The sequence below is a fragment of the Pseudochryseolinea flava genome (assembly GCF_003286915.1).
In the GTDB taxonomy this organism is placed as follows: Bacteria; Bacteroidota; Bacteroidia; order Cytophagales; family Cyclobacteriaceae; genus Ohtaekwangia; species Ohtaekwangia flava.
The window spans coordinates 250,849-274,481 of sequence record NZ_QMFY01000008.1 but is presented as its reverse complement, the minus strand read 5'-3'; the positions used below and the strand labels follow the sequence as shown (position 1 = coordinate 274,481).

At 43.5% G+C, this 23,633-nt stretch carries 18 protein-coding genes; 12 read left to right on the top strand and 6 right to left on the bottom strand.

The annotated features are described in order from the left end of the window. Positions 1-138 precede the first annotated feature (138 nt). From DQQ10_RS16730 to DQQ10_RS16710, 5 genes are all read right to left on the bottom strand, one after another. A complete protein-coding gene (locus tag DQQ10_RS16730; RefSeq protein WP_112748030.1) occupies positions 139-2,472 on the bottom strand; it encodes a GH92 family glycosyl hydrolase in 2,334 nt (777 codons plus the stop codon). Positions 2,473-2,481: 9 nt separating this feature from the next. Continuing rightward, a complete protein-coding gene (locus tag DQQ10_RS16725; protein WP_112748029.1) occupies positions 2,482-3,621 on the bottom strand; it encodes an MFS transporter in 1,140 nt (379 codons plus the stop codon). Positions 3,622-3,627: 6 nt separating this feature from the next. Beyond that, positions 3,628-4,536, bottom strand: a complete 909-nt coding sequence (locus DQQ10_RS16720; RefSeq protein ID WP_112748028.1) for an ROK family protein — start codon at positions 4,534-4,536, stop codon at positions 3,628-3,630. A 4-nt stretch (positions 4,537-4,540) separates the two neighbouring features. Beyond that, positions 4,541-5,266 (bottom strand): GntR family transcriptional regulator, encoded by a 726-nt coding sequence (locus DQQ10_RS16715; RefSeq protein ID WP_112748027.1) that lies wholly within the window; start codon positions 5,264-5,266, stop codon positions 4,541-4,543. Positions 5,267-5,432: 166 nt separating this feature from the next. Next, positions 5,433-6,197 (bottom strand): response regulator transcription factor, encoded by a 765-nt coding sequence (locus tag DQQ10_RS16710; protein WP_112748026.1) that lies wholly within the window; start codon positions 6,195-6,197, stop codon positions 5,433-5,435. A gap of 92 nt (positions 6,198-6,289) precedes the next feature. Here DQQ10_RS16710 and DQQ10_RS16705 point away from each other — a divergent pair, with 92 nt between their 5' ends. The 7 genes from DQQ10_RS16705 to uvrA all read left to right on the top strand — a co-directional run bounded on the left by DQQ10_RS16705 (position 6,290) and on the right by uvrA (position 17,112). Then, positions 6,290-7,048 carry a DUF3667 domain-containing protein gene (locus tag DQQ10_RS16705; RefSeq protein ID WP_221409749.1) on the top strand — a complete coding sequence of 253 codons (759 nt, stop codon included), beginning with the start codon at positions 6,290-6,292 and terminating at the stop codon, positions 7,046-7,048. 447 nt (positions 7,049-7,495) lie between these two features. After that, positions 7,496-10,534: a choice-of-anchor tandem repeat GloVer-containing protein gene (locus tag DQQ10_RS16700; protein ID WP_112748025.1), complete on the top strand. Its 3,039-nt coding sequence runs from the start codon at positions 7,496-7,498 to the stop codon at positions 10,532-10,534. Between the two features lie 278 nt (positions 10,535-10,812). Continuing rightward, positions 10,813-11,679 (top strand): ABC transporter permease, encoded by an 867-nt coding sequence (locus tag DQQ10_RS16690; RefSeq protein ID WP_112748023.1) that lies wholly within the window; start codon positions 10,813-10,815, stop codon positions 11,677-11,679. A 23-nt stretch (positions 11,680-11,702) separates the two neighbouring features. Next, the gene (locus DQQ10_RS16685; RefSeq protein ID WP_112748022.1) at positions 11,703-13,190 is read left to right on the top strand and encodes an FtsX-like permease family protein; all 1,488 of its coding nucleotides are present in this window, start codon (positions 11,703-11,705) and stop codon (positions 13,188-13,190) included. 111 nt (positions 13,191-13,301) lie between these two features. After that, on the top strand, positions 13,302-13,664 hold the full coding sequence (locus DQQ10_RS16680; RefSeq protein WP_112748021.1) for a VOC family protein: 363 nt from the start codon (positions 13,302-13,304) through the stop codon (positions 13,662-13,664). A 230-nt stretch (positions 13,665-13,894) separates the two neighbouring features. After that, complete coding sequence (locus DQQ10_RS16675; protein ID WP_112748020.1) at positions 13,895-14,461, top strand: HD domain-containing protein; 567 nt, start codon at positions 13,895-13,897, stop codon at positions 14,459-14,461. A gap of 143 nt (positions 14,462-14,604) precedes the next feature. After that, the gene (gene uvrA, locus DQQ10_RS16670) at positions 14,605-17,112 is read left to right on the top strand and encodes an excinuclease ABC subunit UvrA (RefSeq protein ID WP_112748019.1); all 2,508 of its coding nucleotides are present in this window, start codon (positions 14,605-14,607) and stop codon (positions 17,110-17,112) included. Between the two features lie 394 nt (positions 17,113-17,506). Here the strand turns inward: uvrA and DQQ10_RS16665 are convergent, their stop codons facing one another. Further along, positions 17,507-17,758 (bottom strand): hypothetical protein, encoded by a 252-nt coding sequence (locus DQQ10_RS16665; protein ID WP_112748018.1) that lies wholly within the window; start codon positions 17,756-17,758, stop codon positions 17,507-17,509. A gap of 697 nt (positions 17,759-18,455) precedes the next feature. Between DQQ10_RS16665 and DQQ10_RS16660 the strand changes: the two genes are divergently transcribed. From DQQ10_RS16660 to DQQ10_RS16640, 5 genes are all read left to right on the top strand, one after another. After that, entirely contained in the window at positions 18,456-19,712 is a 1,257-nt protein-coding gene (locus DQQ10_RS16660; RefSeq protein WP_112748017.1) for an NAD(P)/FAD-dependent oxidoreductase, read from the top strand. 654 nt (positions 19,713-20,366) lie between these two features. Beyond that, positions 20,367-21,032, top strand: coding sequence for a DUF6766 family protein (locus DQQ10_RS16655; protein WP_185147037.1), 666 nt, complete (start codon positions 20,367-20,369; stop codon positions 21,030-21,032). A gap of 29 nt (positions 21,033-21,061) precedes the next feature. Beyond that, positions 21,062-22,078, top strand: coding sequence for a manganese catalase family protein (locus DQQ10_RS16650; protein WP_112748016.1), 1,017 nt, complete (start codon positions 21,062-21,064; stop codon positions 22,076-22,078). Further along, positions 22,026-22,745, top strand: a complete 720-nt coding sequence (locus tag DQQ10_RS16645; protein ID WP_165823967.1) for a DsbA family protein — start codon at positions 22,026-22,028, stop codon at positions 22,743-22,745. Before DQQ10_RS16650 ends, DQQ10_RS16645 begins: the two co-directional genes overlap by 53 nt. A gap of 185 nt (positions 22,746-22,930) precedes the next feature. Then, a complete protein-coding gene (locus tag DQQ10_RS16640) occupies positions 22,931-23,464 on the top strand; it encodes a YciE/YciF ferroxidase family protein (protein WP_112748014.1) in 534 nt (177 codons plus the stop codon). Positions 23,465-23,633 lie beyond the last annotated feature (169 nt).

Sequence of the window (23,633 nt, the reverse complement as noted above, 5' to 3'; positions counted from 1 at the left end):
AATGTCCATATGTACCATCATATTTGTCCATATGTTCATACATATAAAGATATATAAAAAAGAATTTTCAACTCAAGCATTTAATAACTTTTTTCAATCGATTTCGGATAGTCATAGCGCTGTCGAACATATTCACGACTATTTCGATTTATTTTGAAAAAGCGATTCATTGGGCGTGTTCCCGAGCACGATCTTCAAGCGCGCACCGTTTTGAAGCGTAGACAATGGCAATGCATTCTTCGTAATTTTTTTATTGTTTACATGTACCGATTGAAGGTACGTACTTTCGGCCGACTGTTTTTCAACCTGAATGGTGACACGCTTATTTCCCGAGATTTCAATCTTATCGAAAAGCGGACTACCGAATTGGAATGTTGGGTTCATCTCCACCAGCCCTTTTACATCAAATAGACCGATGGCTGCCATCACATACCAAGCACCGAGTTGTCCCTGATCTTCATCTTGTCCGTATCCATAACCGTGGATATGTTCTGTTCCATAGAAATCATTTAAAATCGTTCTCACCCACTTTTGTGTACGCCATGGTTGACTTGTAAAATTGAACAACCAAGCAATGTGTAGATTAGGTTGGTTGCCATGATTGTAAACATATGTCAATCCCGCAAAGGCATTAATATCGGCACCACCAAATTTCGTCTTCTCTGATACTCGAAAAATAGAATCAAGTCGATTGATAAATTTCTTCTCTCCCATTCGTGCAATCAATTTCTCTGGCGTATGCGGCACGTAGAAAGTGTATTGATATGCATTACCTTCCTGGAATCCAATCCAAGGCGCTAAAGGATCAAAGGGCTCGAGAAATTTACCGTCGCTAACTCTGGGACGAATAAAATCAAGATCGTCATCATAATAGTCTTCCCAAACGGTGCTCAACTTGAGTAGCTGCTCATATTCCTTTTTTTTGCCAAGCGCTTTCGCTAACTGCGCCACCGCATAACTATTATAACTATACTCCAAGATGTGTGATACCGAAAAGCCTGATCCTTTTTCCGTAGTATTCCATCCGGGCACGTAATCGATTTTACGTTGCTCCACAAAACTTTTCAAGTCCATCTTTCCCGCCCCTTCAATACGCGCTTGATATCCCACTTCGTTTTTTAGTGCAGCCTGAAACGCAGTCTCTACATCGTAATTCTTAATCCCCGACTGAAAAGCCGACGCGATTGCTAAACCGGTAAAATTTGTACCAACCCCAGAAACAAATTTTGAATTTGCAATTCCGTCACCAAGCCATCCTGAATTCTTATATACCATGAGTTGCGTTTGGACAAAATCATTGTAGTACTCAGGCCATGCCAACGCCCACAACTGTGTAAGATTCCAATTGCCACCCCAGATCGCGTCCGTGTTGTAAAATTGAAATGTAGGAACTCCTTTTTTGTTTAGTGGAATCTGTCCGATAGATCCGTCGTTTTGCGGGAACTGGCCATTCACATCACTTGCGAGGCCTCTCCCGAGTAACGCATGAAAAAGACCTGTATAAAATTTTACTTTACTTGTTTCATCAGTGCCGGTAACTTTGATTTTAGACAACTCATCCGTCCATTTCTTTTCAGCGCGTTCCTTAGCGCTCGCAAAATTCAAATCCTTTGCCTCCGCCATGAGATTCGTTCTAGCATTCTCAACGGATGTGTACGAGAAACCAGCTTTGAATTCAATCGATTCAGAAGCCGAAGTTTTAAATTGCAGAAAAAGCCCACTCCCAACACCCGATATTGTCGTGTCACCATGATGCTGTTTGTTCTTTAAAAAAGTGCCCAACGCATAAGGCGCTTTGTTTATAACACCTGAGAAGTACATTCTTACTTCCCCGCCAGGTTGATATTTCTTGACATACTCGGGATACGTAATTACCCATCCTTCAATTTTACCATCCCCGAGATACGTAACACTTGCATCTTTCACATCACCACTTTCGCCGAGCTTATTGCCAATATCCAAAATTATGTACGCGCTGTCTGATTTCGGAAACGTATACTTTTGAAATCCAACGCGCGATGTTGCCGTAAGCTCCACGGTAACATTGTAGTCTTTTAATTTCACTTTGTAGTATCCAGGCGACGCAACTTCATCATGCTTGTCGAACCTAGAACGATATCCACTCTCTGGCTCCTCAAGCAACCCCGGCGTTGTCTGAAGCTTTCCCGTAATGCCAGCAATCAAAAATCCACCAACTTGAAACTCATGAAGGCAAGCGAAACCCTCGATCGTGTTATGACGGCTGTCATAGCCTACCGCTTCCCAACCCTGCTTGTTTCCGTAGCTTCCATCGGTAGATGGTGCAAGCTTTGCCATCCCAAACGGAACCGCTGCCGGCGTGTAAAAAAACCAACGACTGTGTGCCGTGCCTATGTTCGGATTGACATAAGACAACACTGACTTATCCTGTGCTGTTGTGGCAACAATAGATAGTGATACGAAGAATGCAAATGCACAAAATATCTTTTTCATAATGATGGTTTAGAATCGTTTGTAAATCATACTTGACACATAAATGTAGCCGGCGCATAGCACGAGAATGAGCAAACTGGTAGCCGCACTAACAAAGTTTTGACTATAACCAATCAATGGCGGAACGATCGCGCCACCTACTACCGCCATGATCATCAGGCCAGAAATCTCGTTTGATTTATCCGGCAACTTTTGAATCGTAAGTGAAAATATCAGCGCAAATAAATTACCGGAGACAAGTCCGGTTAAACCAATGAAGATAAAAGCAATCGTGGGAGAAGACGCTACGACTAACAGACCAAGAAAAACAATGGTCAGAAGAGATGTTGCTACGAAAAACTTTAAGTTATCAATTCTAGAAAGAATGATTGCGCCAATAAATCTGCTCGCCATCAAAGAAAAAAAGTATACACTAATCCCGAGTGAGGCAGCTTCCAGATCCATGTTAAACTTCGATGATAGCAAATACTGAATGTTAGTATTTAACCCGACATCAATCCCTACCAACGCAAAGATGGCCAACACCATGGTTGTGATCAAAGGATTCTTCAACAAGCGTAATGAGTTCATAAACGTCGCAGCTTCTCGCGGTTTGGTTTCCTCGATCGACGTTAACGCTAACCATAAGGCTGTTAAGACAGAGACAAATCCATATACCAATAAAATATTTTTCCAATCTCCCCAAGACGTCACAGCAACGGTAACAAGAATTGGTCCTAAGAGCGAGCTAATTGCCTTGATAAACTGAGACAAGCTTATAAAGCTTGAAAACTTATCTGGATCGGTTACATCGCGAAGCAAAGGATTCGAAGAAACCTGAATGATTGTATTTCCAACGCCGATGAATACAAACGAGAGTAGCAACAAGGGATAAGAGTAGTGAATGAATGGCAAGAACATGCCTAGCGCTGTCAACATGATGCCAGCCGTTAATATTCGCTTCTTGCCAAACCTTGATTGCATTATGCTACAAGGAAGAGAAAGAATAAAAAACCAAATAAAAACCATAGAGGGCAGCACTTGCGTCATTACTGGAGACAAACCAAAATCTCTTTTCGCATAGCCAGTTGAAACGCCGACGATGTCAACAAAACCCATTACGAAGTAACTGATCAGCACCGGCAGTAATTTTGAAACTGAAATTTTCATAGGCGTTTACATATCTTTTAGTGTTTCTTCAATTTGGCTGTAGTACTGGTCGTCTAATAACCGCGCCGCGCCAATCATTGCGGCCTTCTCACCATATGATGAAACATAAACTTTATAATCGCTCAACGACAATTGAAGTGTGTCTTTAAAGAGGTGATAAGCTCTGCAGATGTTTCCGCCAAGCACGACAACTTTAGCCTCAAACGTTTGCAGGTAGGGCAATAAAAAAAGTCCGAGTTCCTTTCCAAACTCAGAAAAAGTTTCTCTTGCTTCAAGATCGTTCTCAGCATGTAGCGCGATTTGCTGAACAGAATCACACCGTTTCTCTGATCGATCGAAATACGATTGAATTATTCCTCGCGTAGAAAATATTTCATCTGCTAATTGTCCGTGATGTAGCTTATCATAAAGAAACCCTCCTACTGGTACGTCTTCGCTCTTCAAAACAGGTTTACCGAACTCCGTAAAACTCGATCCGAATCCTGTACCGAGCGTTATGCCGACACAGCGGTCGAAGTTTCGAGCTTCGCCGAGGGAAGTTTCTGCAATCGTAAATGCACTGGCATCATTGATGAACCGGATGGATTTGGGAGCGATGTCAAGCGCCTCGGCAAGTGCTTCGCGAATGTTGACGTTGTATAGCGATTCAAATTTATCTACCCCCTTGATCAAGGATATGCCGTTATAATAGTCGAATGGCCCTGGCACGGCCAATCCTATACCACTGATATTTCCGCCAACATTCTTCGCAGTCAATTTAATGGCAGCGGCCCAGTCGGAGACGATGTCTTCTTTCGAAGCGTTACGATCTACCTTCTTTACGACCAAACTCTCCGGCATCAATACTTTGTTGGAATGTTCGAACAAACAAGTGGATATGTGACTACCGCCTACGTCTGCACCTATTGTATACATGGCGTTATTTTTTTATGTCAATTGAATATGTGAACTTATCAGATCTGTAATATCCGATATTGTATTCCAGCGGTCGGTTCCCTGGATCTGAAACGAAACGTTCCCTCACAAGAACAGGATCTGATTTCTTAACGTGAAGTAACTTCGCTAAATCACCCGCGAGGTCCGCCTTGATTTTCTCTTTAGAGATTGCAGGCGTCGAGTGATAATCTTGCTCTAAGATATCATAGAGCGGGCGGTTAAAATCTTCCTTCCCTGTCAAGCCAATGCGTGGCGAAAAAAAGCTTTCAAAATATACGAACGGTTCCTTCGCACCTTTTAAACGACAGAGTTTTAACACTTTCGTTTTCTGGCGAATATTCAGAAAGTTGGCGATATGCTCATCCGGTATCACCCATTCAACATGTATGTCGAGATTTGTAAAAGGTATTCCCTTAGAACTCATCTCCTGGGTGAAACTATGCCACTCGGTAAGACTGGTACTGATTTCTTTACCCGAAACTTTGGTACCCACACCTTTCTTACGTGTGATCAATCCCTCGTACTCAAGTTTGTTTGTGGCTTGCCTGACAGTATTACGAGAAACACCAAGTTTTTTAGAAAGCTCCACCTCCTTGGGTAAAAAGGCACCGCTCTTAAACTGAGGCTCTTCCAAAAGTTTTCTTAGCAAATCCTCAACCTGTAAATGCAACGGAATTGGACTGGTATGATTTACTTTGAAAGAATTCACTTTTCGTCTGTTTGAGTATGTTCAGACAAAAGAACATATAAAACATTTATTTTGCAATACCGGGTGGCGGAAGAATAAACGACGGTACGTTTGCCTATTCGCGATCTTATGGACTGTCAAAAAGAAACCTGCGGCTTTTAACGCCTATTACATCGAATCTTGCTTATTAAATGATCTTATTGTGTATCGCGAAAGAAAGAGCCTCTACGGTGTTACTAACACCCAACCTTTCGAAGATACGCCGGCGGTAGTACTTAACAGTATCGGGGGTAACGAAGATTTCTTCCGCAATCTGGTTAATCGTTAAGCCTCGCGCATATAAGTGTAGTATCTCAATCTCTCTTTTATTGAGTTTTGGTTTTTCAGATTTGCACCATAAATTCCTTCTCATATCCAATTGCCATACCTCATCGGTGCCTTGTTTGTGAATCGAAACATGACCAGCATGCTGGTGACGCGACATCGATACAATACACATTGCCTTCCACATCTTTCCCTCACTGGTGAGAAACAACGGTGTAAGTTTATGGTTAATCAGCATGTGCCTTCCATCCTTATTGATCAAATGAAAATCGTACGTAATGCTGTAGCACTTTCTCTCTTGTGTAGGAATCTCTTTAAAAAAGTCAAAGCCCTTTTCATTGATTTGATTCAATAGTTCGATCTCCGCTTCAGGCACGTTTTTGAAGTAGAACTGATATCCCATGTCCATCACTTCTTTGGAAGTATGCCCGGCGAGGAATATGGGATTATCTGAAACATACTCGAACGTCATTTTCTCATAATCAATGACGTAGACGCTCTCGTAGGTAAGACGAGCAAAGGCACGTACAGCTTCTAGGTAATCATGCTGACGTGAACGGTCATCGTCAGACACTTGGCCTATATCGTTTTTGGTGAGCAGCGTTGACTTTATATTCTTTTCGATCATAGGGCAACTAATTTACACTAAAGTGTAGTGGCGGAAAATATTATAGCACTGACATTTGTAACAAAAACGAATGGTGTATTCTAAGCTGATTTATGATGCACAGTGAACATACAAACTGCCTGAATTGTGGTAGCCCACTACTGGGACATTACTGCTCCGCCTGCGGACAGAAAGCTAGCACACATCGCTATTCAATCAAGCATTTTGTGGAGCACGATGTGATTCATGGTGTATGGCACGTTGACAAGGGAATTCTATACACAATAAAAGCTTTATTCAAACGTCCAGGGCATAGTATTCGAGATTATGTAAAAGGAAAGAGGGTACCCTACTTTAATTTCATCACGCTCATTGTATTGATTTTGGCTATATCGAATTTGCTTGCACCCTATGCACATGTCAAAGTGAGTGACCTGATGCCAGAAGCAGGAAAAGCAGCGATGAATAGCTTTGAAATCTTTACCGCAAAATACCCTAAGATAGTATTGTTGATTGCTATTCCCGTGTACTCGTTGTTTAGTTTTATCTGGTTCCGTAAAGCTGCATTCAACTACTCCGAACATTTGGTTCTGAACGCTTATAAGACAGTGGCAGAACTTCTTTTAGGTTTAGCTTTCGTTATACTCACCATTTTCTACACGAACATTACGGTTTTAACCATTATCTATTTTGGATTAAACGGTGGCATTGCAATCATTTACAGTATCTGGTTCTACAGCCAATTTTTCTCCAAATCAGGTTATTCCAAGAAGGCCCTTCTAATAAGAAGCATGTTGATTCCGATCTCTTATATTTTACTATCAATGATGATTGGTTTCGTTGCTGGAATTGCAAACGGAATAAACCATTAGCGTCATGTGCTGATAAATTAATGTATCCAAAGTAAGGTCATTCAAAATTACATGCGAATGGCGATACCCATCTTAAAACGACCTGCGACACTTCGCTTGATAGAAAACGCTTAAAAAGATTAAGCGTACCAAGGGTTTTTCCTCTTGCTTCCCACGCCCAATACACTCAATTTAGCCTGCCCTTGCGAATGTTAAGTGATACCCTGTAAGCCCTAATTGGCTCTGGATGCCGTTGGCTCACTTGAAACAGAAGGCGCACTTGTGAAGTGTCCTTTCTTTCTTGCGGTTGTGTTAGTATCGGCGACAACAGTAAAGACACGCCATCGTAAATTCTACCCGCAAGTGGTTGACATGTGCCGTTGATGAATCGGGCCTTTGTGCTGCACCAAATTCTTTTTGAGATACTCGTTACTGTTTTCACTGTCGTTAATCTTAATCTTTAATCGTATGAAAAAAACTACCCCCTCCTCGTTTTTCGTGTTGCAAAAAAATGTTCGCCGCCTCATACTACTTTGCTGCATGGCGATGCTGCTCTTTGTTAACACGACTATTGCGCAAACGTTATGGACTGCACTCTCGTCAGGAGGCACCCATGATCTCGGCACCATCGGACACTATGATGAGTTCACTAAACAATGGACAGTTGATCACCATTTTACAACTCCTTATCCGGGGGCATACCTCGACGCTGGCGAGTTGACAGAAGCAAATGGAAAGTTCTATGGGATGACACCCCACGGTGGAAAGAATGGAATGGGCGCGCTCTTCGAATGGAATCCAGTAACCAATGCGTATACGACGCTCTACCAGTTTGGCGATGCCAACGGCGCTAATGGATTGAATTCCACAACCGCACTCACCTTCTTTAACGGCAAGTTGTTTGGGACAACCTCGGCTGGCGGAGTAGGTAATGGCGGCGTTATTTTTGAATTCGATCTCGTTACAAAAACGATGATCAAAAAAGCAGAATTGAATTTTTATACTGGTCGTAACCCGTTTGGGAGCATGCAGCTTTTTAACGGAAATTTTTATAGCACTACTTCAAGCGGCGGCGCGCAAAATCGTGGCGCTATTTTCCAATGGGATCCGCTATCCAACGTCGTCACAAAAAAGATAGACTTAACTACAACGAATGGCTACGAAGCGAAAGGCGCGATGACATTGTACAACGGAATCTTTTACGGGTTAACGACGCGCGGAGGAGAAAATAACACGGGCGTCATTTTCTCCTGGGACCCTGTATCCAATGTGTACACGCGCCTAAGTTCATTTCCAGCAGGTGTAACTGAGTCTACGCGACAGTTGACATTGAGCAATGGAAAATTCTACGGCACGTATCGCCAAGGGTCGTTGGGTACCGGCACCGTGTTTGAGTGGGATCCGTCAACGTCCACCTTTAGTAAGACGATCACACCAGCTTGCATCGATGGTGTTTGTATTCCAGTACACGACGTAGCGGTGTGGAATGGAAAAGTATACGGGTATCTTTTCACAGACCAAGGTGGAATTTTTGAATGGGCCCCCGAGACAAATACGTTCCAACTAAAGTTGAATTTCAACAACAAAGGAATTTCTTCGCCGGCTGGGAAATTGGCTTTTAAGGATGGCAAATTTTACGGTGTCACTACCTTCGGAGGAGACGGTTCTGCAGGTGTGATCTTCGAATGGAATCCTGCCACTAACGTATACAGAAAAAAGATCAACTTTAACGCAGCACCTAATGGTAATCGTCCTCTTGGCCCATTAACCTTGGCAGAAGACAAACTGTATGGCATGACCAACGAAGGCGGATCAGCAAACAAAGGCGTGCTTTTCGAGTTCGACCCAGTAACTAAAGTCTACACAAAGCTTTATGATTTCACTACAGCGCAAGGTGCTAGTCCAAGAGGCACTTTGGTTTACTACAATGGAAAATTATACGGTGTAACCGAATACGGCGGCGCTAAACATGATGGCGTAATTTTTAGCTACGACATTAAAACTCACACATACGCGAAAACAGATTTCGATTGTGGAACGACTGGGTGCCAAAGTTTCTCTACACCCGTGTTGGTAGAAGGAAAGTTTTACGGCACAACCTACCGCGGCGGATCGAGGAACGGTGGAACCATCTTCATATTCGATCCACAAACAGCAACCATACAGAAGCGCGTAGATTTAACCACTGGTAGCGGAGCAAGTGGCTCATCCCCCATGACATACGTCGACGGCAAATTTTATGGTGTTGCCCATCAAGGCGGAACCAATGGACAAGGTGCTATTTTCGAATGGAATCCAACGACGAACATCTACGTGCGCAAGTATGATTTTGTGCACGCAACAGGTGGTCAGCCTTCCGGAGCAATGACATTTTTTAACGGGAAGTTTTATGGAACCGCATCGGGTCACGTTCTGTATTCATGGAACCATATTACGAACACGTATACAATCGAGATGCGCTTCGACCATAACCTGACAGGAACAGGCGCATCGACCACGTTAACGCCCTACAATGGAAAGCTTTATGGAACTGCGTTCGCTGGAGGTAGTTACTTGGGTGGAACGATGTTTTGGTATGACCCAGCACTGCGTAGCGTGGGGGCTTCCGTTAACTTTAATGATGCCTCTGGCAAACGTCCGGAGATGACACAAATTCTCGTTATTCCCAAAACACCAAACGTGTATGTGACCTCACCAAACGATGGCGCATTGGATAGAAAAATAAAACTGAACGTCGTTTCGAAATTTGCTCCCGGTGTTTCGAAGTATACCATAGAACTCAGTCCATCAAATGATTTCAGCATCGATGTAAAGACAAATTCGGGTGGACAAACATTGGCATTCGATTCACTCGCGTACAACACCACATACTATGCGCGCGTGAAAACAGACATCTCACCGTTCTATGGAAAAACCACAACCTTTACAACAGTTTCTCCTTCGTATTATGCTTTTGTTAAAGGACCATTCAATCATAAAGTCGACGTGCCGCTAGACCAAACGATCGTGCTCAATACAGTACTGCGTGCAACTGAGTATACTGTCGAATTAAATACAGATGAAAACTTTGCTCCCGCCACGGCAATGACGTTGACAGGTATCGGCACGGTGTATCATTTCCCACCATTCGAACCTGGTACTACATATTATAGCAGGGTAAAAACAAACTTAGAAAATGCCTGGGGTGAAACACGGATGTTCACAACGATAGGCTCACCTGGTGCAAGGATAAATATCAGTGCGGATTACCGAGAGGAGAGTGTTGAGAAAATGGAGGCCCTTGCCTATCCAAATCCTTTCCGCGACAACGTTACTGTCTACGTGCAAACGCCGACGCAAGAAAATGTTCAACTCCAAATTATTGATGCCCTGGGAAGGCCCGTTCACCAGGCTACAATTCAGAGCAATATTGCTAACGAAATAAAAGATATCGACGGCAGCGGTTTATATGTATTAAAAATATCGACGGCATCGCATCGCCAAATTATTAAGCTTGTGAAAGAGTAATTTGTTGCCGGTTCTAAGAAATGATTTCCCGGTCGTTACGCGGCCGGGATTTTTCTCCGATGTTTGCGCATACGACTGTGGGTGAGCCGCGCAACTTTCTCTTTGAGCGAAAAAAGATATTACATTGCATTGGCCTCAAGGTATGTGATTCAAATCGTCCGCAGATGAAACAACGAAGGCCACTATCGGACACCCTGGAAGTAGACGAAAGCGAATACATACAAACAAGCCGACTCATTCGCGGCACGGTGATTGGCTAACCTTCACAAAATCCTCCTATGATTAAAAATTACTTCATCGTTGCCCTTCGACAAATCATTAGAAATAAATCTTATTCGATTATCAACATCGGTGGTTTGGCGATCGGACTTGCCTGTTGTATCACAATCGGAATTTATATTCATCACGAACTGAGTTATGATCGATTTCATTCAAGCAACCATATCTACCGTGTTACCGAAGTACAAGAGCAGGCTGATGACTTATATGCTGTTGCTGTAACGCCAGGAGTGCTGGCGAAACAATTAAAAGATGATTTCCCTGTGGTTGAACAAACATGCCGCATCGGAATGTATTGGCAAGCTCCGGTTTTCTCAGTGGATGAAAAGTCAGTTGAATCCGGGCGCATCCTCATTACAGACAACGGCTTCTTCTCCATATTCAATTTCCCTTTGCTCTATGGCGACACTACATCTGCCCTGTTGAATCCTGACGATGTGGTGCTCACAGAAAAAATGGCTATTGCCATGTTTGGACCTGACTGGAAAAATAAGAATGTGATTGGCAAAGAGATAGTCCTTAATCAGAACAGGACATTGACTATTGTTGCAATTGCCAGAAATCCTCCTGAAAATTCACATCTGCAATTTGAGGCGTTGTTATCGATGAAGCACGAGGAAAAATCGTCCAGCAACTTCGGATGGAACAGCAATAATTTTCATACCTACATCACACTTGACCCAAATGCAAATGTTTCCGCATTGGAGAAATCTATTTTTCGCTACCTCGACAATTTTGACAAGGAAAAGAAAACATCGCTACACCTTCAACCCGTGGAGGATATCTATCTGCATTCTAATTTCGATTTTCACACAGACTGGAGCAGCACAGTAGCTTTTTATACATTAAAGTCTTCGTTGCCGTAGGCGCAATTATTCTTCTCATCGGAATGTTTAATTTCATCAATCTCTGTACGGCGCGAGCTGTACATCGCGCGAAGGAGGTTGGTGTTCGAAAGGTAGTGGGTGCCGTAAAGAAACAGCTTGTGGGGCAGTTCCTAAGCGAGACACTCCTCATGACAACTTTTGCTATGGTAATAGCGCTGTGTTTAGTACAAACCTTCGTTCCTTTTTTACAGGAGCTTTCAGGAAAAGGTTTAACGTTATCAATAGGTAATGGTACGTTTATCATTGTTTTAATCGGATCGACTCTCCTATTAACAATCATTGCGGGACTGTACCCAGCGTTTTACCTTTCGAAGTACCAGCCTGCAAAAATATTGAAAGGATATGCATCATTGGGATCAGCAAAAAATTTCAGGCAGGCTCTTGTCGTTATTCAATTTACATTTTCAGTAATCCTCATCATCGGATCAATCGTCATTTATAATCAGCTGCATTTTATTCAAAATAAAAACCTTGGCTTTGACAAGGATCACCTGATCGACGTCACGCTTAAAAACGATCTACGCTTACGCGCTGGCCTACTTAAAAATGAACTTCTCAACGAATCGAGTATTGCAGGTGTAACCGTAACATCCTCGAATATGATTGAAAACACAAGCTCTACTGGTAGGACGGCGTGGGAAGGAATGGCCACAGACGACGAAATATTGCTCACCCATATGAACGTTGATGAAGACTTTTTACCAACCATGCATATCAACCTAGTAGCCGGAAGAAATTTTGATTCTGACATTTCAAGCGATTCTATTTCTGCTTACATCCTAAACGAAAGTGCAGTCAAGCACATGGGATATAGTCCACAGTCGGCGATAGGCAAAAAAATTAAATTTCATGATGTTGATGGATACGTTATTGGTGTGGTTAAAGATTTTCATTTTCAATCTATGAATGTCCTGATCGAACCAATGCTACTTCGTCACTGGCCATCATCCTGGGTAAACACCATGCTTGTAAGGGCCAGAGGCAATCGTATTCGTGAGGCAACCGCTGCGATTGAGAGAGCGTATAAAAAATACGAATCAGAAACGACTGTTTCCTTCCAGTTCCTCGACCAGGCGCTACAAAATCAATATCAGCGAGAGCAGAATACCGGCTCAATTGTCTTATACTTTTCGGCGCTCGCCATTATCGTTTCCTGTCTCGGGTTGTTTGGCCTCGCCATGCATAGCGCCACACAAAGGACCAAAGAAATCGGCGTTAGAAAAGTGCTCGGAGCAAGCGTAGCCAGTATCATTCGTCTGTTGTCCGTCGATTTCTTAAAGTTGGTTTTCCTGGCTATCGCGATAGCAACACCGATAGGTTGGTGGAGCATGAATCAGTGGCTTAGTACATTCGCGTACAAAACGCCTATCGCGTGGTGGGTGTTCGCGTTAGCTGCCCTTATCGTGATCATGATTGCACTTTTCACCGTATCATTTCTATCAATCAAAACAGCCAGGCGCAATCCGGTCCGCGCGCTGAGAACGGAATGAGTGGAACCTTAAGTCTATGTAGGTGTTCGCTGCAGCATTAATCGTTGTAAATACCAACAAACCGATGCAACTTTGTTACAAGTTTACGCCTAAACCTAACTTAAACATCATATGGATTTTGTAAGGCTGGTTCCTAATGTCTACTATCGCGACATTAACGACGGACTAAAATTATTTATTGATTGTCTTGAATTTAAAATCGGACATCAGGAATTGAAATCAGAGAATCCTTTTTGCGTAATCGAAAAGAATGGACTGCAGTTCTATCTTTTTCAGCATGAAGAGCTTGCGAGACAACATAATCCAGAGTTCAGACTCCACACCAACACGATCGACGAAGTTTATAAAAATATAAGCTCATCGTTTCCGGAGTATTTACATCCGAATCTCAATAAAGTTACCCTTCGGCCCTGGGGCGCAAAAGAGTTCGCGTTTCGTGATAGCCAGGTGTGCATTATCATTCAACAATGGTGATTACATGTTAACATCAATCATAACCTGTCTTTATTGTTCGCAATGGCACTACCGTTCGATTACCTCGAATATCACTCGCAGATCAAAGCTCATAAGTTAAACGTTTAAGGTTCCCACAACAAAATAAGTCAACCCATCCTATTGCTTGTTTTTCTTCTTTGGAAAACGTTATTGGCCACGCCTTGTATATCATCGGCAACTCACAGACCAGAAGTTCGTACACTATTCATATGACAAAGAATTTATCAATAGACGACTTCCAAGATTTATGGCATCTTGTCACACAAAAGCACAGCGGACAAAAATATGGCGGCACAGTTCAGGATGAACAAATTGAATACATCAATCACATCGGCAGTGTTGTTTTTGAGATCATCACAGCTTCCCAGGTTGAAGCGATGGACACAGCCCTGGCCATCAGATGTGCGCTCCTGCACGACACGCTCGAAGATACTAATCTTACGTATGCAGAGATCAAAGAAAAATACGGCAACGCTGTTGCAGACGGTGTATTGGCTTTAACGAAGGATCAGAAGATTGAAGGGAAACACGACAAGATGATCGACAGTCTGCGACGTATAAAAATTCAGCCGCTAGAAATCTGGGCAGTGAAAATGGCAGACAGAATAACCAATCTGTATGCACCGCCATACTACTGGAGCAACGACAAGAAAAAGGAGTACATTGAGGAAGCAAAACTCATCCTTTCTGAACTACGTGAAGGAAGTCCCTATCTAGCCGACAGGTTGGCAACCAAGATCGATGACTACTACCGGTTTCTCGATTGCCAAGGATAAATTCACCTCGGTCACTAGTTTTGAATTTAAGTAATCATGGACTGGTAAATGGTACAACGTCGCCAGCATCGGATTCTCTCGTTGATCGACAGCCTCAGTTTGTCAATCTTTACAGCGGGCATGGAATATTAGTACTATGGGGCATGAGCAAATCATTTGCAAACGATACAGAGGTTTTTGTAACAATCAAAGGTGCTCGCGAGCACAATCTTAAGAATATTGATCTCAAAATTCCCCGTGATGCACTCGTTGTTTTCACCGGTGTGTCTGGATCGGGCAAATCTTCGCTGGCCTTCGGAACACTGTACGCTGAAGCGCAACGACGATACCTGGAGTCCGTATCACCTTACGCCCGGCGATTGTTTCATCAGATGTCGGTGCCCAAGGTAGATTCGATTACCGGATTACCACCAGCCGTAGCGTTGCAACAACAACGGGGCGGTACCTCAACGCGATCCTCTGTTGGTAGCGTCACAACATTGTCGCATCTGCTTCGGATGCTGTATTCGCGAGCAGGAGATTATCCAAAAAATCAACCGATACTTTACGCTGAATCCTTCTCCACGAATACGCCCGAAGGCGCGTGCCCGACATGTCATGGATTAGGCAAGATTTATGAAGTGACAGAAAAGTCTGCTGTACCAGACGACACGCTAAGCATTCGCGAGAAAGCAGTCGCCGCGTGGCCCTCGGCATGGCAAGGACAAAATCTTCGCGACATCCTCACCACGATGGGATATGACATCGACAAGCCCTGGAAAGATATTCCAAAGAAAGATCGTGAATGGATTCTGTTCACCGAGGAGCAACCCGTGGTGCCCGTCTACGCAGGCTTCACGCAACGCGAAGTAAAGCAAGCTATAAAAGCGAAGATGACCCCCAGCTACATGGGAACATTCACCGGCGTTCGAAAATATGTGATGACCACTTTCGCTACTTCACAAAGTCAGCTGATGAAGAAACGTGTTTCAAAGTTTATGCTGAGCACGATCTGTCCTACCTGCAAAGGCAAACGACTTCGCAAGGAATCGCTTTCGATAAAGTTTGAAGGTCACGACATCGCTGAAATAAGTCGCTTTCCGATTAAGCAACTTTATAGATTATTCGAACCGCTCGCAAAAGAACCGGTGCACCCGTCCTTTTCCGAAAAACAAATTGTCAGACAACGTATCGCCGAGGACTTGCTGTCGCGGCTGGAAGCACTGCTCGATCTGGGCCTGGGCTATCTGACATTGGAACGTAGCACGCCTACGCTATCGCCTGGTGAATTACAACGCCTGCGTTTGGCCACACAGATACACTCCAATCTTTTTGGTGTCGTATACGTATTGGATGAGCCTAGTGCTGGGCTTCATCCTGCAGACACAGAAGCATTGCTTCGCGCGTTGGATAAACTGAAAGAAGCTGGTAACTCGCTCTTTGTAGTCGAACATGAAATTGACGTAATCAGACACGCGGACTGGATTGTGGATGTTGGTCCGCTAGCAGGAGAACATGGCGGCGAAATAATTTACAGCGGACTTCCGGAAGGATTAAAGAACGCAGCGAATTCAAAAACAAAACATTATCTCTTCGAAACGTCATCACCGCTTAAAAAAGAACCACGGCAAGCTACAGCGTGGCTCAGGCTTCATAATATCTCACGAAATAATCTCACAAAAGTAAATGTCGATTTTCCATTGGGTGTATTTGTCAGTGTTACCGGAATATCGGGTTCAGGAAAATCAAGTCTCGTGGGGCAGGCTTTGGTAGAACTCATGTCTATTCACTTCGGCCATCCGCTGCAACAAGAGACAGATGAAATTAACCCCCTCGAAGCAGATGAAATCATTACCACCAGTGGCAGTATAAGCGGCGCCGAAAACATCGGCAGAATGGTTGTAGTCGATCAGAAACCCATCGGAAGAACACCCCGTTCTAACCTGGCCACATATACAGGACTCTTTGATCATATCCGAAAGATTTTTGCAGCGACAAAAATGGCAAAGTCGAAAAAATACGATGCAGGACAATTCTCTTTTAATGTTGCCAAAGGCCGATGCCCACATTGTGAAGGAGAAGGTTTTGTGATGGTCGAATTATTATTTTTACCGAGTGTTTATATGCCATGCTCTGTATGTAACGGAACGCGGTACAATGCAGCGACCTTAGCTGTTCGATATAAAGACAAGAACATCGCAGACGTGTTGGCCTTTACGGTGGATGAAGCGTGGGAATTCTTTCACGAGGAAACACATATTCAACATGCACTCGGAATCATCAGGGAAGTTGGTCTCGGTTACCTGCGACTGGGACAATCTGCGACGGAACTTTCCGGTGGTGAAGCCCAACGCATAAAACTAGCAACGGAGCTTCAACGTACCCAACGCGGTGATACATTGTATATTTTGGATGAACCTACCACCGGCTTACATCCTGATGACGTTCAGAAATTACTCATCCAACTGAACAGACTTGTTAACGCCGGTAATTCCGTCATTGTAGTAGAGCACGACATGAGTGTTATTGCGCAAAGCGACTGGGTGATTGATATCGGTCCAGGTGCAGGAGACGAAGGCGGAAGCGTAATGGCAGGAGGTCCGCCATTGAAAATCATCACCACGACAAAAAGCAAGACTGCAGAATTTCTGATGCGATACACAAAAGTTTGATATGAAATGGGAGCGCTAGAACTTCCTTTGCTTTTCTCTTTGTCAATTGCTATACAAACATTTGCAGATCCACCGGCGGACTAGCCGCGCAGCCACGAGACAAAAACTCGTAGCTCGAAACTCAAAGTCCAGACCTTGCCCCTCGGCCACGAAAAAAAACTAGTAGCTCGAAACTCAAAGCTTTCAGCATTGCAGGCACACGGTTAACGTCGACAATCGCGCGCTAATTTTGCGCGGCGACGGTTTCGCGATTGAGATCTTACTTCCATTGCGACATCGGTTGAAATTTCTTAGTGCGTGAGCGCTTTGAACCTTTGGTTAAAAGAACTACAAGGATTTCAAGTAACCCGATGATGACATGAGGTAGAAAAACAGAATCATAAAACATAAAAATCTATGGTGACGTCGCTAATAAGATTGCAGATGATATATCCAGGATCAAATGAAATGAGAACGGTATAACATCAGCAATACTGTGTTCGTATTGCGTAACTAAACTGTAAGAAATGGTAGCTATTCCGGAACCGATTAAAACCCATTTCTCCGCACTTCCTGCAGGAAAATTCAGCAGGAACGGTAATGCTATAATTAATAATGCAACTGCATAATCGAGAATTCCATGTATGTTCGTCGTGATAATCTTCATAAAAGTTCGAGGAATGTCTGCCGTCTACTTGTAGTAAATCTATTTTGGCAGTGGCTTTAATACAGCCTTTTGAATAGCAAAGCGTGTCGATGGCACACCAGTACTGTCTTGAAGTTGTTAAAGCGACTCCTGGACGCGTCGCGAGCGTGCGTTATGGTTTATTTTTCTTCACTGCTAGAAGAGCATACTGTTATATCGCTTTTGGCGCTGTCACGGGCTTGAGCTTTATTTCCCTTTGTACAGCCAGGAAGCACCACGGAAACGCTTACAAGCAATATTGCGTACCAGATTGATATTTTCATTTGTCGCGCAGTTCGTGGTAATTCATCCTGTAACTTTCTTGCAACTTGTAAGCCTGGTCATCATCGTCTGGATCGCTTAACGCAAGGAGTAACACTTCCTTGCAAGAATATTCTCTGGGGAATTTTAATAGTCAGCTCTCATCATCGCTCCTTGGGCAACGAGCGTTTGATTTTCTTTGCGTGAATTGTTCCGAGATGGCCATAACATGCTAACCGTTTTGCATTGAGCCTTGAAATTTGTATGCCAGCAAAAATCCGAGGAGTTCATCGAATGAAGAATAACGGCCACTTACGATGCCCGGCAGCTTAGCAGAATTCCATTTGTTGAAAGCTATCCACTCGCATTTTCAAGCTGGTATGTGAATTAAGATAACTCTTAAAATCTCAGAATAGACATGAAGAAAATTGTGATTGTAGGCGGCGGGTTTGCAGGATTGAACCTTGTTAAGCAGATATGGAACTATGATCGTTTTGAAGTCATTCTTGTCGACGTCAACAACTATCATTTCTTTCCACCTTTATTATACCAAGTGTCCACTGCATTTATTGAGCCTTCAAACATCAGCTATCCTTTTCGAAAGCTGTTTCAGGATAAAAAACATGTCAGGTTTTTCATGGGTTCATTGGAAAAAATCGACCCCACGGCTAACGTCATTCACACCGACAACGGATCGGTATCATATGACTATCTCGTACTCGCGCTGGGAACGGAAACCAATTTCTTTGGAAATAGAAATGTCATCGAGTCCGCCCTTCCAATGAAAACAATTGATGACGCACTAAACATACGCAACCATATACTACTTACAATAGAACGCTCGATCCGCGCAACATCTCCGAATGACCGGGAACGTTTTGCAAATATTGTCATCGCAGGTGGTGGACCTACCGGTGTTGAAATGGCGGGCATGCTCGCCGAGATGGCTAAGAACATTGCTTCGAAAGATTATCCAGAGGTTTCTGCACGCGCAGGCAATATCTATCTCATCGACGGCGCACCAACATTACTAGGCCCCATGAGTAGCCAGGCGCAAATGGAAGCACATCGCGTCTTGGCACAGCTCGGCGTTACAATTATTTTGAATGCGCTGGTAAAAGACTATGCGAACGATACAGTAATACTATCAAATGGTAAACAGATAAAAGCAGCCACTGTTATCTGGAGTTCCGGCGTCATTGGAAAAGAAGTAAAAGGATTATCTCCTGAGACAATCGGACGAGGGCGGCGTATACTCGTTGATGAATTCAATCGCGTAAAAGAGTATTCAAACATTTTTGCTATAGGGGATCTAGCTTTGCAACATACAGACAAAAGGTTCCCCAATGGTCATCCCCAACTCGCTCAGGTCGCTATACAACAAGGAAGGCTAGTGGGAGAAAATTTAAAGAGAATGTCTGAAGGTAAATCACTCAAGCCATTTTTGTATAATGATAAAGGAAGCATGGCAATTATTTCCAAATACAAGGCCGTTGTTGACCTTCCGAAAGGCTTTTTAAAAGGTTTCTTTGCTTGGCTAGTGTGGCTCTTCATTCACATTATACCCCTCGTAGGCTTTCGTAATCGTGTAAAAATAACAGTCAACTGGTTAACCAGTTTCATTACGAATGATCCAACGCTTCGACTGATCTTTAGACCAAAGAAACTCAGCTAGCCATAGAGATCCTACCGCCGATAACGCGTTTTCTCGGTAGCGGTACGATCGGTGATCGTTAGGAGCAGAAAAACTATCCAGAGAATTAAGAATATTATTTCAATGAACCCATCTATCAAGTACACATCCGAAATTCTGTCAGAGAGCGCATAATAGAAATCGATGGTGATGAATGCTATCGATGTTGATGGACCAAGCAGAAGTGCGGGCCGAAAATCGCGAGAAAGAAATACGAATGAGACCAAGTAATTCCGATCGGGATTAACAAATATCTATCAACGGCCAAATCGCGGTAAGCAGAATGTACGTGCCCTTGTGTGAGTATTAGAAATTTACCGAAAGCTTTTGATCTCATTATTTCCTTGGTCAAAATGCATTATTACAGTGTTACGATTTTTTCTAACTAAGATATCTCATCACCATTTTGCAAGAAAAAGATAGTCATTTCTCGAGCTGTTAAGTTGCAAAAACGGTCGCAGCAGATCGGTTGACTGTTGGAATGCAAGCGGCGAAAATGATGGGCAACAAGTACCCCGATGTAGCAAAATAACGATAGTAGTGTTCGCGTAAGCTGGGACATTAGATGCGCAACCCAGGATTACCGACAAGGCATATACTTTTCAAACATCACCGTTTGAACACCACGATGCTCGCATGAAAAACACTCACTCATTTTTTTATCGCAATAGCTTATCCATCGTTCTCGCAATTTGTTTTTTCATCTGCATCGTTGGACAGATTTACACAGGTCACAAGGAATATAACGATGAATTGCAGGAACACAACGCGATGGCTGTGACGCTGTCTACTTACTTACAATCAGGACATTTTTTCCAAACAACATTCGAAAACTGGGAAAGCGAATTCTTGCAAATGGGCATGTACGTTTTGCTCACCGTTGCACTTCGTCAAAAAGGATCGAGTGAATCTAAAGACCTCGACAAAAAAGAAGAAGTTGATCGAGCGCCTGATCCAAACCGAAAAGACGCACCATGGCCTGTAAAACGCGGTGGGTTTGTGTTGACAATTTATCGCAATTCTTTATCTCTCGCGTTTATCATTCTGTTCTTATCGAGTTTTGCACTACATGCTTGCGGTAGTTTTAAGAATTATAACGAAGAGCAACTGTTGAAGGGTGACCCGCAAAGTTCTTTCGGACAATTCATGAGTTCGTCGCGATTTTGGTTCGAGTCCTTTCAAAACTGGCAAAGTGAATTTGTCGCCGTAATCTCAATAGTCGTATTATCAATTTTCCTTCGTCAATACGGTTCCCCAGAATCTAAACCCGTGGATGCATCGATGAGCGAAACGGGTTCTTAATTAAGTATTCACGTAAACAAAAAAACATTATGTTCTATCACGTAAAAGATCTTCAATTTAACGCGCGGGTATCAAAACCAGATCCCCGCTTTGCAAACCTTTTGCTACAACAATTCGGCGGACCTAACGGCGAGTTAAAAGCAGCAATGCAATATTTCATCCAAGCTTTCGGGGCCAAGGAGCCTTATCCAGATAAGTACGATATGTTGATGGACATTGCCACGGAAGAATTCTCACACCTTGAAATTGTTGGAGCAACAATTCAAATGCTGCTCTCTGGTGTGAATGGAAAACTAAAAGACGCCGCGGACGAATCAGAAATTATGCAGATCATGGGTGGAAAAGCGGCAAAAGAGAATGTTATCCATGAAGCTATGAGCAACCCTCACTTTTTGCTTGAAAGCGCAGGAGGTCCAATTCTTACGGACAGTCGTGGTATTCCGTGGAGTGGCACATATGTAAACGCTAACGGAGACCTCACCGTGGACCTTCGCTCCAATATGGGCGCTGAGTCACGCGCAAAAATTGTATATGAGTACCTCATGAAGTTTACGGACGACCCTTATGTAAAAGAGACTTTGAAATTTTTGATGACACGGGAAGTTGCACACTTTCAGATGTTCGAAGCAGCGCTGGAGACGATTCAACCTAATTTTCCACCAGGTGTTCTCCAGGCCGATCCACGTCATAGCAACACATATTTTAATATGTCAACAGGCGCTGGCTTTAAAGGACCTTGGAACGAAGGTGAAAGTTCGAAGCTTGGTGAAACATGGCAGTTCATAGAAGATCCGATCGCCCATGTTGAGGCAACTAATGGACTGATAGACCAAGAAATTGCTGGGACAGATCGAACCGAAGCATTGATTGCCAAAATTAATAAAGACCTCAGCGAAGAGCGAAGTCAGGAAGTTAAAGAAGCTACGACGGAAGGTGAAAATCAATGGAGTGAATACGCACTAAGTGGCGACGCAAAAGAAAATTCGAAATCAAGTGGAACGCGTGAACGTAGACAAAGAACTGCAACAAAACGCGGTAAAAAATAATATCTCTTCAGAAGCGGATCGGATCGTAGTGAATTACTACACCGATCCACTTTGTTGTTGGTCATGGGCGTTTAATAAACCCTGGCAGCAAATACAGGAGCGGTTCGCCCCGTTTCTCGATGTGAACTACATCATGTGTGGCATGATACCCAGTTGGGATAAGTTTGAAGATCCGATGAACTGCATCTCAGGTCCGGCACAAATGGGTCCGCTCTGGATGCACATTGAGCAAGAAACAAAGATTAGCGTTGCTAGTGAAATTTGGTTGACCGATCCACCATCATCATCTCTTCCTGCATGTCTTGCTGTAAAATGTGCAACGCTTCAATCATCTCAAGCAGGTGTGGGACTATTCCACCGGCTACAACAGGCCCTTATGCAAAAGGGATTGAACATTTCCAAGGAGTCTGTAATCCACGCTGTCGCGAGCGAGTATGCAGAGCAACACCCATCTCTTTTCAATTTCGGGCACTTTGAACTTCACTGGAAAAAAGGCGCCGCAAAGTCGTTACTCCGCGGTGATATTCAGCAAGCATTGTACTACAAGATCGATCGCTATCCTACCCTTACATTAACGCACCCAAAAGCGGAAGGCCTTATGATGGTGGGATATCGTCCATATGAAGTACTACAGCAAGGCTTCAATTCTATGTTTGAACGGATTTAAACATTGTCTTTTCGCTGGCTCCGTCGATAGCTCGCAGATAAAATGCCACTCCATGGGATGACTTTGTAACTGGCAAGCCTCATTTTTTAAATTTTTGTCCCCGTTGCAACACGGCACCGTGTTGTATAAGAAAGTATTTAGATAAGTGCGAACTTATCTGAAGCAACACATAATCAAACATCACTATGAAAGCAAACAACTCACTATCCCCTGAAGAACTGTCATCCAAATTAGGAAAGCTGTTTGAAGAAGAATTGAAAGATATTTACTGGGCTGAAAAAGCATTAACCTCCGCCCTACCGAAAATGATTTCTAAAGCGACTTCAGCAGAGCTGGTTCAAGCCCTCGAAGATCATTTAGCGGAAACCGAAGAGCAAATCTCTCGCGTTGAACAAGTCTTTCAATTGCTTGGTAAAGATCCAAGTGCAAAAAAATGCGAAGCAATGGCTGGGTTGATTAAAGAAGCTGAAGAACTTATGGAAGAGTCCGATGAAGGTGTAATGCGCGATGCTGCTATCATATCAGCTGCCCAAAAAGTAGAACATTATGAAATTGCATCCTATGGCACGCTACGCAGTTTCGCACAAACACTTGGGCTGGAAGAAGCTGTTTCGATCTTGGATTTGACGCTTGAGGAAGAAAAGAATGCCGATTTAACATTAACAGAAGTAGCGGTTACTGCCGTCAATTTGGAAGCCGCTGGCGAAAATGAGGAATAAAACAAGGGAAACATTAAATATTCAAGATAAAAGGGCTCTGTGCCCTTTTATCTTTTAATGCATAGGGTGCAACATAATGCATCGCAGACCAGCAGAGTTAGTGCGCGATACCCATACAGGACAAAACTGATACCCCGATGAACAAAGTTTGGGAAAGGCGGAGTTCACC